The 13,985-nt window shown below is 72.4% G+C and carries 11 protein-coding genes; 6 read left to right on the forward strand and 5 right to left on the reverse strand.

All coding sequences use genetic code 11. The annotated features are described in order from the left end of the window. Nucleotide 1 precedes the first annotated feature (1 nt). On the reverse strand, nucleotides 2-1,168 hold the full coding sequence (rhaI, locus tag BLU82_RS32110; protein ID WP_092624863.1) for an L-rhamnose isomerase: 1,167 nt from the start codon (nucleotides 1,166-1,168) through the stop codon (nucleotides 2-4). Between the two features lie 125 nt (nucleotides 1,169-1,293). Here rhaI and BLU82_RS32115 point away from each other — a divergent pair, with 125 nt between their 5' ends. Further along, nucleotides 1,294-2,289, forward strand: a complete 996-nt coding sequence (locus BLU82_RS32115; RefSeq protein ID WP_092624864.1) for a LacI family DNA-binding transcriptional regulator — start codon at nucleotides 1,294-1,296, stop codon at nucleotides 2,287-2,289. 673 nt (nucleotides 2,290-2,962) lie between these two features. On the opposite strand, the gene BLU82_RS32120 is transcribed toward BLU82_RS32115, so the two are convergent. Both BLU82_RS32120 and BLU82_RS32125 read right to left on the reverse strand, forming a co-directional pair. Beyond that, entirely contained in the window at nucleotides 2,963-3,892 is a 930-nt protein-coding gene (locus BLU82_RS32120; protein WP_092624865.1) for a hypothetical protein, read from the reverse strand. Then, on the reverse strand, nucleotides 3,886-4,443 hold the full coding sequence (locus tag BLU82_RS32125; RefSeq protein WP_157741397.1) for a hypothetical protein: 558 nt from the start codon (nucleotides 4,441-4,443) through the stop codon (nucleotides 3,886-3,888). The genes BLU82_RS32120 and BLU82_RS32125 overlap by 7 nt, the downstream gene beginning before the upstream one ends. 171 nt (nucleotides 4,444-4,614) lie before the next feature. On the opposite strand from BLU82_RS32125, the gene BLU82_RS32130 reads away from it, so the two are divergent. From BLU82_RS32130 to BLU82_RS32150, 5 genes are all read left to right on the forward strand, one after another. Continuing rightward, a complete protein-coding gene (locus tag BLU82_RS32130; RefSeq protein ID WP_197682608.1) occupies nucleotides 4,615-6,954 on the forward strand; it encodes a 5'-nucleotidase C-terminal domain-containing protein in 2,340 nt (779 codons plus the stop codon). A gap of 101 nt (nucleotides 6,955-7,055) precedes the next feature. Beyond that, complete coding sequence (locus tag BLU82_RS32135; protein ID WP_092624867.1) at nucleotides 7,056-9,665, forward strand: ExeM/NucH family extracellular endonuclease; 2,610 nt, start codon at nucleotides 7,056-7,058, stop codon at nucleotides 9,663-9,665. A gap of 215 nt (nucleotides 9,666-9,880) precedes the next feature. Further along, complete coding sequence (locus tag BLU82_RS32140) at nucleotides 9,881-11,221, forward strand: dipeptidase (RefSeq protein WP_092624868.1); 1,341 nt, start codon at nucleotides 9,881-9,883, stop codon at nucleotides 11,219-11,221. Nucleotides 11,222-11,231: 10 nt separating this feature from the next. Further along, entirely contained in the window at nucleotides 11,232-11,789 is a 558-nt protein-coding gene (locus tag BLU82_RS32145) for a DUF1697 domain-containing protein (protein WP_092624869.1), read from the forward strand. A 32-nt stretch (nucleotides 11,790-11,821) separates the two neighbouring features. After that, nucleotides 11,822-12,247, forward strand: coding sequence for a hypothetical protein (locus tag BLU82_RS32150; RefSeq protein ID WP_092624870.1), 426 nt, complete (start codon nucleotides 11,822-11,824; stop codon nucleotides 12,245-12,247). Here BLU82_RS32150 and BLU82_RS32155 read toward each other — a convergent pair. Then, nucleotides 12,237-13,055 carry an ABC transporter ATP-binding protein gene (locus tag BLU82_RS32155; RefSeq protein ID WP_092624871.1) on the reverse strand — a complete coding sequence of 273 codons (819 nt, stop codon included), beginning with the start codon at nucleotides 13,053-13,055 and terminating at the stop codon, nucleotides 12,237-12,239. The genes BLU82_RS32150 and BLU82_RS32155 overlap by 11 nt on opposite strands. A 33-nt stretch (nucleotides 13,056-13,088) precedes the next feature. Continuing rightward, nucleotides 13,089-13,922 carry an SDR family NAD(P)-dependent oxidoreductase gene (locus BLU82_RS32160; RefSeq protein WP_092624872.1) on the reverse strand — a complete coding sequence of 278 codons (834 nt, stop codon included), beginning with the start codon at nucleotides 13,920-13,922 and terminating at the stop codon, nucleotides 13,089-13,091. Between the last annotated feature and the right edge of the window lie 63 nt (nucleotides 13,923-13,985).

The raw sequence follows: 13,985 nt of genomic DNA on the forward strand, positions 1-13,985 counted from the left end.
GTCAGGCTCCCCAGCCGGCCTGGGCGCCGCCGACCCGCTCGGCGCTGATCGACTCGAAGTAGCCGGAGCGCTGGTAGGCGGCGATGGGGTCGGGGTCGAGGCCCTGCTCTTCGCGGAGCGTGGCCAGCAGCGGGCGGACGTCGGTGTTGTAGGCGTCCATCAGCACCGCGTTGGCGCCGAGCACGTCGCCGTCGGCCTGCGCCTTGGCCAGCGCGTCGGCGTCGACCAGCAGCGCCTTGGCCAGCGCCTCCTGGACGTTGAGCACCGAGCGGATGACCGCGGGGATCTTCGGCTCGATGTTGTGGCACTGGTCGAGCATGAAGTTGACGTGCGACTCGGGCCGGTGCGCGTCCTGCGCGACGATCTCGTGCAGGATGCGGAACAGCTGGAACGGGTCGGCGGCGCCGACCATGAGGTCGTCGTCGGCGTAGAACCGGGAGTTGAAGTCGAACGCCCCGAGCCGGCCGGCCCGCAGCAGCATCATCACGATGAACTCGATGTTCGTGCCGGGCGCGTGGTGTCCGGTGTCGAGGACGACGGTCGCGCGGTCGCCGAGCGCGAGGCAGTGCGTCAGCGACGTGCCCCAGTCGGGGATGTCGGTGGCATAGAACGCGGGCTCGAAGAACTTGTACTCGAGCAGGATGCGGTGGTCGTCGTCGAGCGCGGCGTAGATGGTGGCCAGCGACTCGGCCAGCCGCTCCTGGCGGTCGCGCAGGGAGTCCTGGCCGGGGTAGTTGAGGCCGTCGGCGAGCCAGATCTTGAGGTCCTTGGAGCCGGTGGCGCGCAGGACGTCGATGCAGCGCAGGTGGTGGTCGACGGCCTTGGCGCGGACGCCGGGGTCGGGGTTGGCCAGCGAGCCGAGCTTGTAGTCGTCGTCCTGGAAGACGTTGCTGTTGATGGCGCCGATCTCGACGCCGAGGTCGCGGGCGTGCGCGGCCAGCTCGCCGAAGTCGTCGACGAGGTCCCAGGGGATGTGCAGCGACACCCGCGGCGCCGAGCCGGTGTAGCGGTGCACCTGGGCGGCGTCGGCGATCTTCTCGAACGGATCGCGCGGCACGCCCGGCTGGCCGAAGACCTTGAACCGGGTGCCGGAGTTGGCGAACGCCCAGGAGGCGGTCTCGACCCCCAGCCCGCGGACGGCCGCTCTGACCTCGTCGTGCGTTCTCATGTGCTGCCTCCAGCAAGCCGTCTTTGAACCGATTCAGCCCTCGTCAAACTACGCGCTCCGGCGGCGGGGCGTCAACCGGGGTGGGACGCCACTGGGGCCGCCGGCCCAGCCGGTAAGCTGCGGCGATGGGTGGAGCCCCGAACATCCGCGAGGTGGCGCTGCGAGCCGGCGTGTCGGTGGGCACGGTGTCGAACGTCCTCAACCGGCCGGAGCTGGTCGCCGAGCTGACCCGCGAGCGCGTCTACGCCGCCATCGCCGAGCTGGGCTTCGTCCGCAACGACTCCGCCCGGCAGCTGCGGGTCGGCCGCAGCCGCACCCTCGGCCTCGTCGTGCTGGACGTCGCGAACCCGTTCTTCACCGACGTCGCCCGCGGCGTCGAGGACGCCGCGAACCAGCACGGGCTCGCCGTCATCCTGTGCAACACCGACGAGGACCCGGTCAAGGAGGCGTCACACCTCGACCTGCTCGCCGAGATGCGGGTGCAGGGGGTGCTGATCAACCCCATCGACACCGACGGCCGCATCGCGGCGCTGCGCGACCGCGGTATCCCGGTGGTGCTGTTCGATCGGCGCGGCGACACCGCGCGCGAGTGCTCCGTCGCCGTCGACGACGTGCTCGGCGGGCGGCTCGCCGCGACCCACCTGATCGAGACCGGCCACCGCACCATTCAGTTCGTCGGCGGGCCGCTGACGCTGCAGCAGGTGCAGGAACGCCACGAGGGCGCGTCCGAGGTCGTGGCGGCGCGCGCCGACGTCGAGCTGACCGTCCTGACGACGACGGCGCTCAACGTGGCGGCCGGGCGCGCGGCCGGCGACCGGCTGGCCGCGGACCGCGACGCGCTGCCGTCGGCGGTGTTCTGCGCCAATGACCTCGTGGCGCTCGGCGTGCTCCAGGCGTTGACGCACGCGGGGCTGCGGGTGCCGCACGACGTCGCGATCGTCGGCTACGACGACATCGACTTCGCCGCCGCCGCTGCCGTCCCGCTCTCGTCGGTGCGCCAGCCCCGCCAGCAGCTCGGCCGGACGGCGGCGGAACTGTTGTTCGCCGAGACGACGGAGGCGGAGCACGAGCACCGGCAGGTCGTCTTCGATCCGGAACTCATCGTCCGCGATTCGTCCTGATGCGGTAGCTCTGGGTGCTCGCTCGACCTGCGCGCACTATGGCGTGTGTGCTTGGCACGTTGGAGCGCACCTATCGCGCCCGATATGCCAGATTTGTGGAACGCGCTGGCGTGCCAAGGGGTCCGGCGCGACTTCACCTGCCGCAGCGCCGGATGACGGCCACCAACGGCGGCCATGCGGTCCTGGCGCGGGTGAGGTGCTCCCGGCGCGCGTGAAGCTGGCCCAGTGACCGGTGATCCTGGAGCACCCCGGGCTCCGGCGCACTGGAACCCCGATTCCCGTGATCAACTCGGCACTGGAGTGCCACGGCGGACCGGGACCACGGCAGCGAACGCCGAGGGGTGCCCAGACTGCCCCCGTCCCCCTGATAGGTGCCCGTTCTTAGGCCGCGGTGCCGCGGGTCAAGCGGTGCCCTGCCGCGCGAAGCGCCGTTGGCTCCGCTTGAGGCGCGGTGCCGGGGCTGAGAGAATGGGCGCCAGGGGGACGGCCAACGTGGCGGACCCGGCAGACGGTCGGCCGGCGAGCGGTCGCTGAGACGACCGAACTCCAACCGACGCGGACCGAACCGATGCGGACCGAACCTTCGTGGACCAGACGTCCGTGGGCCGGGTCTTCGGGGGCTGCGCCTCCGGTGGACCAGAGCCCCTAGACCAGACCTCCGTGGACCGGACGGCTAGTCCTTCACGATCGCTTGGATCTCGGCCACCGGGATGGGCGTGGCCTGCCACGGCGTCTCGAACACGACCGGCGCGCCGGGGATGTCCATGACCGTGCCGTTGAACTCGAACCGCACGGTGTAGACCAGCCGCGCCTGTCCCTCGTACGCCGGCTGGCCGTCGACCGTGGCGGTGCCGTCGACCGACGCCTTGGGGTAGACGTAGGTGCAGGCGTCGCTCTGGGCGACCGTGAACGGGCAGGTCAATGTGGCCGAGCCGTCGCCGGGCTGAACCTCGAGGCGTTCCGGAGTGGCGATGGCGACCAGTCCGGCCGCCGACGAGCCGGTGATCTCGCCGTCGGTGGCGCCCTCGGCCCAGTACCAGGTGTCGAGGGTGACGTACGCGCGCTGCGGCGGGTTGAACGCGAGGTCGAAGTCGGGCGCCACCAGCGCGCCGAAGGCCTGGATGGCCTCCTGCTCCCAGTTGATGACGTCTTCGGGTGGATCGAGCCAGAGGTACTCGTTGCTGACGAGCGCCTCCTCGGGCGGCTGCGTGAAGCAGGCCTGGTTGGCGTAGACGGCGTCCTCGGGCGCGTCGGCCGGCTTCTCGGGCCAGTCCTCCTCGTCGGGCGCCGACGGCGGCGGGCTGAAGACGTAGCAGCTCAGTTCGCCGTCGCAGAAGGACCAGTCGTAGTTGAACTGCTCTTCGCGGCCGAGGTAGCACTCGGGCTCGGTGTTCCCGTCGCCGCCGCCGTTCCCGTCGTCCTCTTCCTCACCGCCGTCGTCGTCGGTGCAGGTGTTGATGTACTCCCAGACGCCGGGGCTGGTCTCGACCTCTTGAATGCAGTCGTCGGCGGCCGCGGGGGTGACCTGCACGGCGGTGATCACCATGGTCCCCACCACGGTGACGGCGGCCAGCAGCAGGCCGGTGAACCGGCGGGTCAGCATGAGACGTCGCCCTCCACTTCGATCGGGTCGCCGATCAGCCATGAGCCGTCGAGGAACAGCACCTGGAACTGCACGGGATACACCGTGGGCTTGTCGGGGTTGACCGGCAGCGGCTCGCCGTTCTGTGACCCCACCCATGCGGCGTCGTCGACGCACGAGGTGACGGTGCCCGTCTCGCCGTCGATCGAAACCGTGGTGTCGTACACACGCGGCTCGCCGGTGAAGGTGATGCCCTCTTGTTCGTACGTGCGCGCGGTCTGCAGGTGCAGTGCGATGGTCGACTCGGTGGCGACACCGGCGAACGCGTCGGGGCTGTCGTCGGGGCCGTTGACCGACTGGATGCGGGCGTCCCAGTACCGCTCGTACGCGTCGAGCACGGCCGCCTCGGCATCCTCACCCGCGGCGGGGTCGCCGGACGGCTCGTTCGTGGGCGCCGCCGTGGGGGTGTCGTCGAGACCGGCTGGCTCGTCGCCGCCGGACGAGCACGCGGCGAGCACCACGACGGCGGCCGCGGCGGCCAGCGTGCGGGCGAGGATCGGGGGCGTCGTCACGACCCCGACCATAACGGAGCGGACCGACAGCTTGTCACGAATACATCTCGACGCCCGGACCTGTTGACGGGCGGCCGGGGTCACGACCAGCCTGTGCCGTGGCGTATGCCCTCCGTTCACCCTGCGGAGGTAGCGTCACCGCCGTCTAACTGCCATGTAGGGGGTAGAAATATGCGCCTGAACAGGCGTTTCCACCGTGCCCTGGGCGCAGCTGCCGCCCTGGGGCTGACGGGGGTCGGGCTCAGCGCCGTCCCCGCGCAGGCTGCCGAGGTCCAGATCGACGTGCTCGGCATCAACGACTTCCACGGCCGCATCAGCGCCGACGGTCAGGCCGCGGGCGCCGCAGTGCTCGCGGGCGCCGTCGCCGACGTGAGCGGCCCGAACACCGTCTTCGCGGCGGCGGGCGACCTCATCGGCGCCTCGACGTTCACCTCGTTCATCCAGCAGGACAACCCGACGATCGACGCGCTGAGCGACGCCGGGCTGGACGTCAGCGCCGTCGGCAACCACGAGTTCGACCAGGGCTACTGCGACCTCATCGACCGCGTCATCCCCCGCGCGACGTGGGAGTACATCGGCGCCAACGTGACGGTCGCCGACGGCGCCACCACCGGCTGCGAGACGGCCAACGAGATCGCGCCGACCTGGACCGAGACGTTCGACGGCGTCACCGTCGGCTTCGTCGGCGCGGTCACCGAGCACCTGCCCGAGCTGGTCAGCCCGAGTGGCATCGAGGCGCTCGAGGTCGGCGACATCGTCGAGGCGACCAACGCCTCCGCCGCCGAGCTGAAGGCAGACGGCGCCGACATCGTCGTGCTGCTCGTCCACGAGGGCGCGGCGACGACCTCCGTCGAGTCCGCCACCGACCCGGCCAGCGACTTCGGCAAGATCGTCACCGGCGTGAGCGCCGACATCGACGCGATCGTCTCCGGCCACACGCACCTCGCGTACAACCACGCGATCGAGGTGCCGGAGTGGGCTGACCGCGAGGTCACCACGCGCCCGGTCGTCAGCGCCGGCCAGTACGGCTACAACCTCAACAAGATCAGCTTCACCTACGACACCGACGCCGGCGCGGTCGCGGCCGTCACCTCCGACATCATCCCGCTGACCGAGCAGGACGAGGAGGGCGAGTGGCACCCGCTGTTCCCGGCTGACGAGGCGATCGCCGAGGACGTCGCTGCCGCCGAGGCCGCGGCCGAGGAGCTGGGCGCCGAGCCGCTCGGCGACATCACCGCCGACTTCAACCGCGCCGCCCAGAACCCGACCGAGGAGAACCCGGCGCCGGAGAACCGCGGCGGCGAGTCGACGCTGGGCAACTTCGTCGCCGACGTCCAGCTGGTCGCCGCCCGCATGACCGACCTCGACGCGCAGATCGCTTTCATGAACCCGGGCGGCCTGCGCGCCGACCTCAAGTTCCTGGGCACCGGCGAGAAGGATCCGGACGGCAACGTCTCCTACCAGGAGGCGGCGCTGGTCCAGCCGTTCGCCAACACGCTCGTCACCACCACGCTGACCGGCGAGCAGATCGCCCAGGTGCTGGAGGAGCAGTGGCAGCCCGCGGGCGCCTCGCGGCCGTTCCTCAAGCTGGGCGTCTCGCGTGAGCTCACCTACACCTACGACCCGGCCGCGGCGCCGGGCGAGCGCATCACGTCGATGTCGCTGGTCGGCAACCCGGTCGAGCCCGACGGCGAGTACCGCGTGGTCGTCAACTCGTTCCTGGCGTCCGGCGGCGACAACTTCGCCACCCTGGCGCAGGGCAGCAACCCGACCGACACCGGCCAGGTCGACCTGCAGGCCATGGTGTCGTACCTGGGCGAGAACTCGCCGGCCTCGCCGGACCTCGCGCAGCGGGCCGTCGGCGTCAGCTGGGTGTCCGACCCCGAGGCCGTCTACGAGACCGGCGACGAGATCGCCGTCGACCTGTCGTCGCTGCTGTTCAGCAACGGCGAGCCGGTCGACGCGACGGCGACGGTGACGCTGGCCGGCCAGGAGGTCGGCAAGGTCGACGTCGACCCCACCATCGTCGACACCACCGACGAGGTCGGCCGCGCGCAGGTCCGCGTCACGGTCCCGGCGGGCACGGCCGACTCCGCCAAGGAGGCGGCCGAGACGACCCTCGTGGTCGAGCTGCCCGAGACCGGCACGACGGTCACCCTGCCGGTGACGGTCGACTTCGGCGACGACCCCGGCACCGACGACGGTGACGAGAACGGCGACGACAACGGCGCGGAGGACGGTGGCGACGAGAACGGCACCGACGACGGCACCGACAGCGGCACCGAGGACGGCGGCGACCAGAACGGCGCCGACGAGAACGGGTCCGACGACGGCACCGACAGTGGCGCCGACGACGGGACCGAGGACGGCGACGAGCTGCCCGACACCGGTTCGTCCGGCGTGCTGTGGTGGGTCATCGGCGGCGTCGTGGTGCTCGCACTCGGCGGCGGCCTGTTCGCCCTCTCGCGGCGCAAGGGCGCCGGCACCGGCTCCGGCACTCCGGAGGCCTGACGGCCGCACCGGCCGAGCAACACGGCCGTGGCGCCCCGCCCACCCGGCGGGGCGCCACGTCACCCCCGAGGTCCGATCCCTCGACCCGAAAGGTGCGTTCGATGCAGTCGACCCGACGTCCTCTCCGCTGGCTCGCGGCGGTCGCCGCGGCCGGCCTGGCCGGCGCGAGCCTGGCCGCGGCACCCGTCCTGTCGGCCGGCGCGGCCGAAGGCGACCCGTTCATCAGCGAGCTCCACTACGACAACGCCGGCGCCGACACCGGCGAGGCGATCGAGATCCAGGCCGACCCGGGCACCGACCTCACCGGCTGGCAGCTCGTCCTCTACAACGGCAACGGCGGCGCGCCGTACAACACCCGCACGCTCAGCGGCGTCGTCCCGGCGGCCGGCGTGGTGGTCGCGACGTATCCCACCGACGGCATCCAGAACGGCTCGCCCGACGGCATCGCGCTGGTCCGCCCCGACGGCACCGTCGCGGAGTTCCTCTCCTACGAGGGCGGCATGACGGCGGTCGGCGGCCCGGCGAACGGCATGGCCGCCGTCGACATCGGCGTCTCCGAGGCCAGCTCGACGCCCGTCGGCCAGTCGCTGCAGATGGTCCAGGGCGCCTGGACGGGCCCGCTGGCGAACACGCTCGGCGCGGTCAACGGCGGCGACCCCGACCCCGACCCCGACCCGGACCCCGAGCCGGCCACGATCGCGCAGATCCAGGGCACCGGCGCCGACTCCCCGCTGGCCGGCACGACCGTCGTCACCAGCGGCGTCGTCACGGCCACCTATCCGAGCGGCGGCTTCGGCGGCTACTACGTCCAGACGGCGGGCAGCGGCGGCGACGCGGCACGGACGGCATCCGACGCGGTGTTCGTCTTCTCGCCGTCGACAGTGGGGCAGGTCGAGATCGGCGACCACGTCCGCGTCACCGGCGAGGTCAAGGAGTACTTCGGGCTGACCGAGATCGAGCTGGCCGCAGACGGGCTGGAAACGCTCACCGAGCCGGCCGAGGCGGTCAAGCCGGTGCCGTTCACGCTGCCGGCCACGGAGGCCGGCCGCGAGGTCTACGAGGGCATGCTGGTCCGACCGGCCGAGGGCTACGTCGTCTCCGACACGTTCGCGCTGGGCGGCTGGGGCAGCAGCGCGTTCGGCTCGATCGGCCTGGGCTTCGGCGGCCCGCTGGTGCAGGAGACCGAGGTCGCGGCGCCCGGCTCGCCGGAGTTCGACGAGGCGGTCGCGGCGAACGCGGCCCGCGCCGTCACGCTCGACGACGGCCAGTCCAACCGGACGGCGACCAGCAGCCAGGTGCCGTACCTGACGAACGCCGACCCGGCCCGCACCGGCGCCGGCGTCACGTTCCAGGACGACGTGATCTTCGACTTCCGGTTCCAGTGGAACTTCCAGCCCACCTCGCCGGTCACCGGGCCCGCGCCCGACGTCGTCACGTTCGGCACCGGCAACACGCGCGAGGCCAACGCCGCGCCGGAGGCGGTGGGCGGCGACCTGAAGATCTCCGCGTTCAACGTGCTGAACTACTTCACCACGCTGGGCGTCGACGTCCCCGGCTGTGAGGCCTTCACCGACCGCGCCGGCACTCCGATCACCGTCTCCGGCGGCTGCGACGCCCGCGGCGCCTGGGACGAGACGAACTTCGAGCGGCAGGAGGCGAAGATCGTCGCGGCCATCAACGGCCTCGGCGCCGACGTCGTCTCGCTGCAGGAGATCGAGAACTCGGCTGTGTTCGGCCAGGACCGCGACGTCGCGCTGGCCACGCTGGTCGACGCGCTCAACGCCGATGCCGGCGCGGACACCTGGGCGTTCGTGCCGTCGCCGGAGCTGCTGCCGACGGACGAGGACGTCATCCGCACCGCGTTCATCTACCGGACGGCCGTGGTCGAGCCGGTCGGCGAGTCGGTGATCCTCATCGACGACCCGGCCTTCCACAACGCCCGCGAGCCGCTGGCGCAGGAGTTCCGGACGCTCGCCACCGGCTACGAGTTCAACACCATCGTCAACCACTTCAAGTCCAAGGGCGGCGACTGCGGTGACCTGCCGGAGGGCTGCTTCGACGCCGACCGGACGGCGCAGGCGCAGGCCCTGGTGGCGTTCGCCGGCGAGCGGGCCGCGGCGACCGGCACCGACGACGCGTTCCTGCTCGGCGACTTCAACTCCTACAGCGGCGAGAACCCGATGCGGGCGCTGTACGACGCCGGCTACACCGATCTCAACAACGAGTACGCCGGCGAGCACACCTACGTGTTCGACGGCAAGGTCGGCTCGCTGGACCACGTCCTGGCCAGCCCGTCGGTCAGCGACGCCGGACTGGTCACCGGCGCCGACGTGTGGAACATCAACTCGGTGGAGTCGGTGCTGTTCGAGTACTCGCGGTTCAATTACTTCGCCAGCGAGCTGTTCCAGCCGGGCACCGTCTACCGGGCCAGCGACCACGACCCGATCCTGGTCGGCGTCCAGACGCCGGTCACGTTCGACGGCCTCCGCTCGGTGGTGGAGGACTACGCCGCCGACGGCACCGTCAACCGGTCGCAGGCGGCCCAGCTGCTCGCGCACCTGTCGACCGCCGAGCGGCTGGCCGGCCGTGGCCTGACGGCTGCCGCCGGCACGTCGCTGGACCGGTTCGTCGCGGTGGCCGAGCGGGTGAGCGACGCGGACGCCCGCGAGGCCCTGGTGAACGCGGCCGAGGCGCTGCGCGCTCAGCTCTGACGCACGCGCGCCACGAGGAGCCGCCGCCCGATCGCGGGCGGCGGCTTCTTGCGTGCCGCGGTCGCCGGTGGGAGGGGATGCCGTCCCCGCCCGCCTCGCTCGTTCCTCGCTCGGACGCCCGCGCCTACCCATGACGGCATCCCCTCCCACCGGCTCCAGCTCGACGCACAACCGCGAGCAGCGCGCTGTCGGCGGGGGCACCTAGAGTGTCCGGCATGACCGATCTCCGTGCCGCCGTCGAGGCCGTCCTCCCGTCCGTGCGCGCCGACCTCGAGCGGCTGGTGCGCATCCCCAGCGTCAGCGCCGACCCGGCCCGGGCCGGCGACGTCCTCGCCAGCGCCGAGGCCGTGGCCGAACTGGCCCGCGGCGCCGGAGCCGCCCAGGCCGACGTCGTCAGCGCGGCCGGTGGGCGGCCCGCCGTCATCGCCAGCTGGCCGGCGCCGGAGGGCGCGCCCACCGTCCTGCTGTACGCCCACCACGACGTGCAGCCCACGGGGCCGCGCGACGGCTGGACCAGCGACCCGTTCGAGCCGGTCGAGCACGACGGCCGGCTCTTCGGCCGCGGCGTCTCCGACGACAAGGCCGGCGTCGCCACCCACATCGCGGCGCTGCGTGCGTTCGACGGCCGCCCGCCGGTCGGGGTCGTGCTGTTCGTCGAGGGCGAGGAAGAGATCGGCTCGCCCACGTTCACGCCGTTCCTCGAGGCCCACCGCGAGCGCCTGTCCGCCGACGTCATCGTCGTCGCCGACTCCGCGAACTGGACCGCCGAGGTCCCCGCGCTCACCACCAGCCTGCGCGGCGGCGTCGACTGCCTGGTCACGCTGCGGGTGCTGGAGAAGTCGGTGCACTCCGGCGTGTTCGGCGGCCCGGTCATCGACGCGCTCACCGCGCTGACCCGCCTGCTGGCCACGCTGCACGACGACAAGGGCGACGTCGCCATCGCCGGGCTGGTCACCACCGACGCGCCCGACATCGACTTCCCAGACGAGCGGTTCCGCGCCGACGCCGGCGTCCTCGACGGCGTGCAGCTGATGGGCAGTGGCTCGCTGCTCGACCGCCTCTGGACCCGCCCCACCGCGTCGGTGCTGGCCATCGACGCCCCGGCGGTCGCCGACGCCGCGAACATCCTGGTGCACGAGGCGCGCGCGAAGGTCAGCGTCCGCATCGCACCCGACCAGGACCCGCGGGCCGCGCTCGACGCGCTGGAGGCGCACCTGCGCGAGCACGTCGAGTTCGGCGTCCAGATCGAGATCACCGAGGGCATGGTCGGCGGCGGCTGCGCGCTGCCGACGGAGGGACCGGTCGTCGAAGCGGCCGAGGCGGCGCTCACCGAGGCGTTCGGCGCCGCGTCGGTGCGCACCGGCATGGGCGGCTCCATCCCGTTCATCGCCGAGTTCGAGCAGACCTTCCCCGACGCGACAGTCCTCGTCACCGGCATGGGCGACCCTCTCAGCGGGCCGCACGGCCTGAACGAGAGCCTCGACCTCGCGATGTTCGCCAAGGGCTGCCTGGCCGAGACGCTGCTGCTCGACCGCCTGTCCCGGCTGCCGCGGTAGGACCGAGCCGGTGTCGCGGCACGTCGCGCTGCTCCGAGGCATCAACGTCGGGGGCAAGAACAAGGTCGTGATGGCCGAGCTGCGCGAGCTCGTCGCGGGGCTCGGCCACACCGACGTCGCCACCTACATCAACAGCGGCAACGTCGTCTTCGCCAGCGGCACGCCCGGCGCCGGACGCGACGAGCTCGAGGCGGCGATCGAGGGCGCCATCCGCGACGACCTCGGCGTCGACGTCGCCGTGCTCGTCCGCACCCACGACGAGCTGGTGGCCGCCGTCGACGCCAACCCGTTCCCCGATGCCGAGCCCAACCGCCTGCTGCTGAGCTTCCTGCGCACACCGCCCGACGAGGAGCGGTTCGCGGCCGCCGGCCGGGTCGAGTCCGGCGCCGACGAGTTCCGCCTCGTCGGCACCACGCTGTACCTGCACGTTCCCGGCGGCGCCGGACGCAGCAAGCTGGCGGCGGCACTGAGCCGCCCGGCGCTCGGCGTGGCCACGTCACGGAATCTGGCCACTGTCCGCACGCTCGTACAATTGTCACAAGGTCCGGGAAACCGTCGTTCGGACTGAACGACGGCCGCCGTCGCTGTCAGACTGCGGCCATGGAGAACGAGGCCATCCTGCTGCAGGTGCGCGACGGCGATCTGGTCGGCGTCGGCTCCTGGGTCTACGTGTGGCTGCGGGCGGGCGCCGACCGCCCGGTCGTCTACGCCGGCAGCACGGGCGTGCCGCCGGTGGTGCGCACCTGGCTGCACCTGCACGACACCGACCCCGACGTCGGCCGGCTGCTGGCGCGCTATCCCGACGTCGCGCGCGACCCACTGGACGTGCTCGCGTTTCCCGTACCGCCCCGCCTGGACCGTGCCGCGGTGAAGGCGGCGCTGGTCGACCGGCTGGAGTCGCGCGGGCTGCTGTCCGACCGGTACGTCGGCGACCCGCCCGGCCTGCTCACCTCGAACGGGGCCGTCGCACCCGCCGTCGAGTGGATGGTCGGGCAGGTGGTCGAGCACATCGGCGTCAGCGGCTGACGGCGGCCATCCGGTCGGCGCGGGCGGCCCAGCGGCCGTCCTGACGGGTCACCCGGATCGGGTGCTCGAACGCCGCCCCGACGTGCTCGCTGGTCACGACGTCGTCGGCCGGCCCGGCCGCCACCACCCGGCCGCGCCCGATCAGCAGCGCGTGCGTGGTGGTCGCGGGCAGCTCCTCCAGATGGTGGGTGACCAGCACGGACGCCAGCCGCGGCCGGGTCTGCTGCAGCGTCTCGATGGTCTCCAGCAGCTGCTCGCGCGCGGCGACGTCCAGGCCGGTCGAAGGCTCGTCGAGCAGCAGCAGCCGCGGGCCGGGGAGCAGCGCGCGTGCGATCAGCGTGCGACCGCGCTCGCCCTGCGAGAGCGTCGGCCACCGGTCGCCGGCCAGCGCGCTCATGCCGATCGTCGCGAGCAGCGCGTCGGCGGCGGCGAGCTGGTCGCGGCTGGGCTCCCAGCGCGGCGGCACCTCGATGCTCCCGGTGATGCCGGTCAAAACGACCTCGCGGACGGTCAGCGGGCTGCGCAGCCGGTGCCGCGGGTCGACGTGCCCGATCTCGCGCCGCAGTGCCGCCAGCTCGACCCGTCCGAGCTGGTGCCCGAGGACGCGCACCACGCCCGTGGTCGGGTGCGTGACGGCGCCGCACAGCCCCAGGACGGTGCTCTTGCCGGCGCCGTTCGGCCCGAGCAGCGCCCAGTGCTCGCCGGCCCGGATCGTGACGGACACGTCGTGCAGGATCTGCTTGTCGCCGCGGCGCAGCGTGACGTCGCGGAGCTCCAGCACCTCTCGACTTGTCTGAGGAGTTGGCACCGGGTGAGTCTACGGCTCCGCGTCGCCGGGCGGTCAGCTGGGCCGGGCCAGCGCCTGGGCGACCAGCAGCTCCGACAGTTCGCGTAGCCGCCGCCGGGCGTCGGGGTCGAGCGCTTGCGCGTGCGGCGCCGCCGCCATGGTCTGGTCGAAGTAGACGCCGCTGATGTCGGCCAGCTCCGGGTCGGCGATCAGCCGCAGCGTCGCCTCGCCGCCGTCGTGCAGCGTGCTCAGTGGCGTCAGCTCGGCCTCGCGCACCATCGACGTCGCCATCAGCGTGGCCGGGTGCAGGGTGTTCGCCGTGACGCCGGTGCCGTTCAGCTCGTCGGCGAGGTCGAGGGTGAACATGATCTGCGCGAGCTTGCTCTGCCGGTACGCGCGGTAGCCGTCGTAGCCGTGGTCGAGCATGGGGTCGGCGAAGTCGATGGGCGCCTGGCCGATCGAGGCGACGTTGACGATGCGCGCGGGCGCCGCAGCCACCAGCGCCGGCAGCAGCCGGCGGGTCAGGTGGTAGCCGGCCAGGTAGTTGACCGCGAACCGCAGCTCGACGCCGTCGGGGCTCAGCTCGCGCCCGCCGCCAGGCTCGCCGAACCCGACCGCGGCGTTGTTGACCAGCACGTCCAGGCCCGGGAAGCGGTCGAGCACCTCGTCGGCCAGCCGGTCGACCTGGCGAAGGTCGGCGAGGTCGGCCCGTACGACGCCGACGGGCTCGCGTCCGCCCTCGGCCCGGATCTCGCGGGCAGTCTCGTCCAGACGCGCCGGATTCCGGCCGTGCAGGACGACGCCGACGCCCGACGCCGCCAGCCGCAGCGCGAGCCATCGGCCCAGGCCATCGGTGGCGCCGGTGATCAATACCGTCGTGGGGCTCATGTTCTTAGGCAACCACCTCGCGCCCCGGTGTTCTTCCCTCGGCTCGCAATCCGGGTCGCGCTC

Origin of the sequence: Jiangella sp. DSM 45060 (assembly GCF_900105175.1) — a bacterium.
GTDB lineage: Bacteria > Actinomycetota > Actinomycetes > Jiangellales > Jiangellaceae > Jiangella.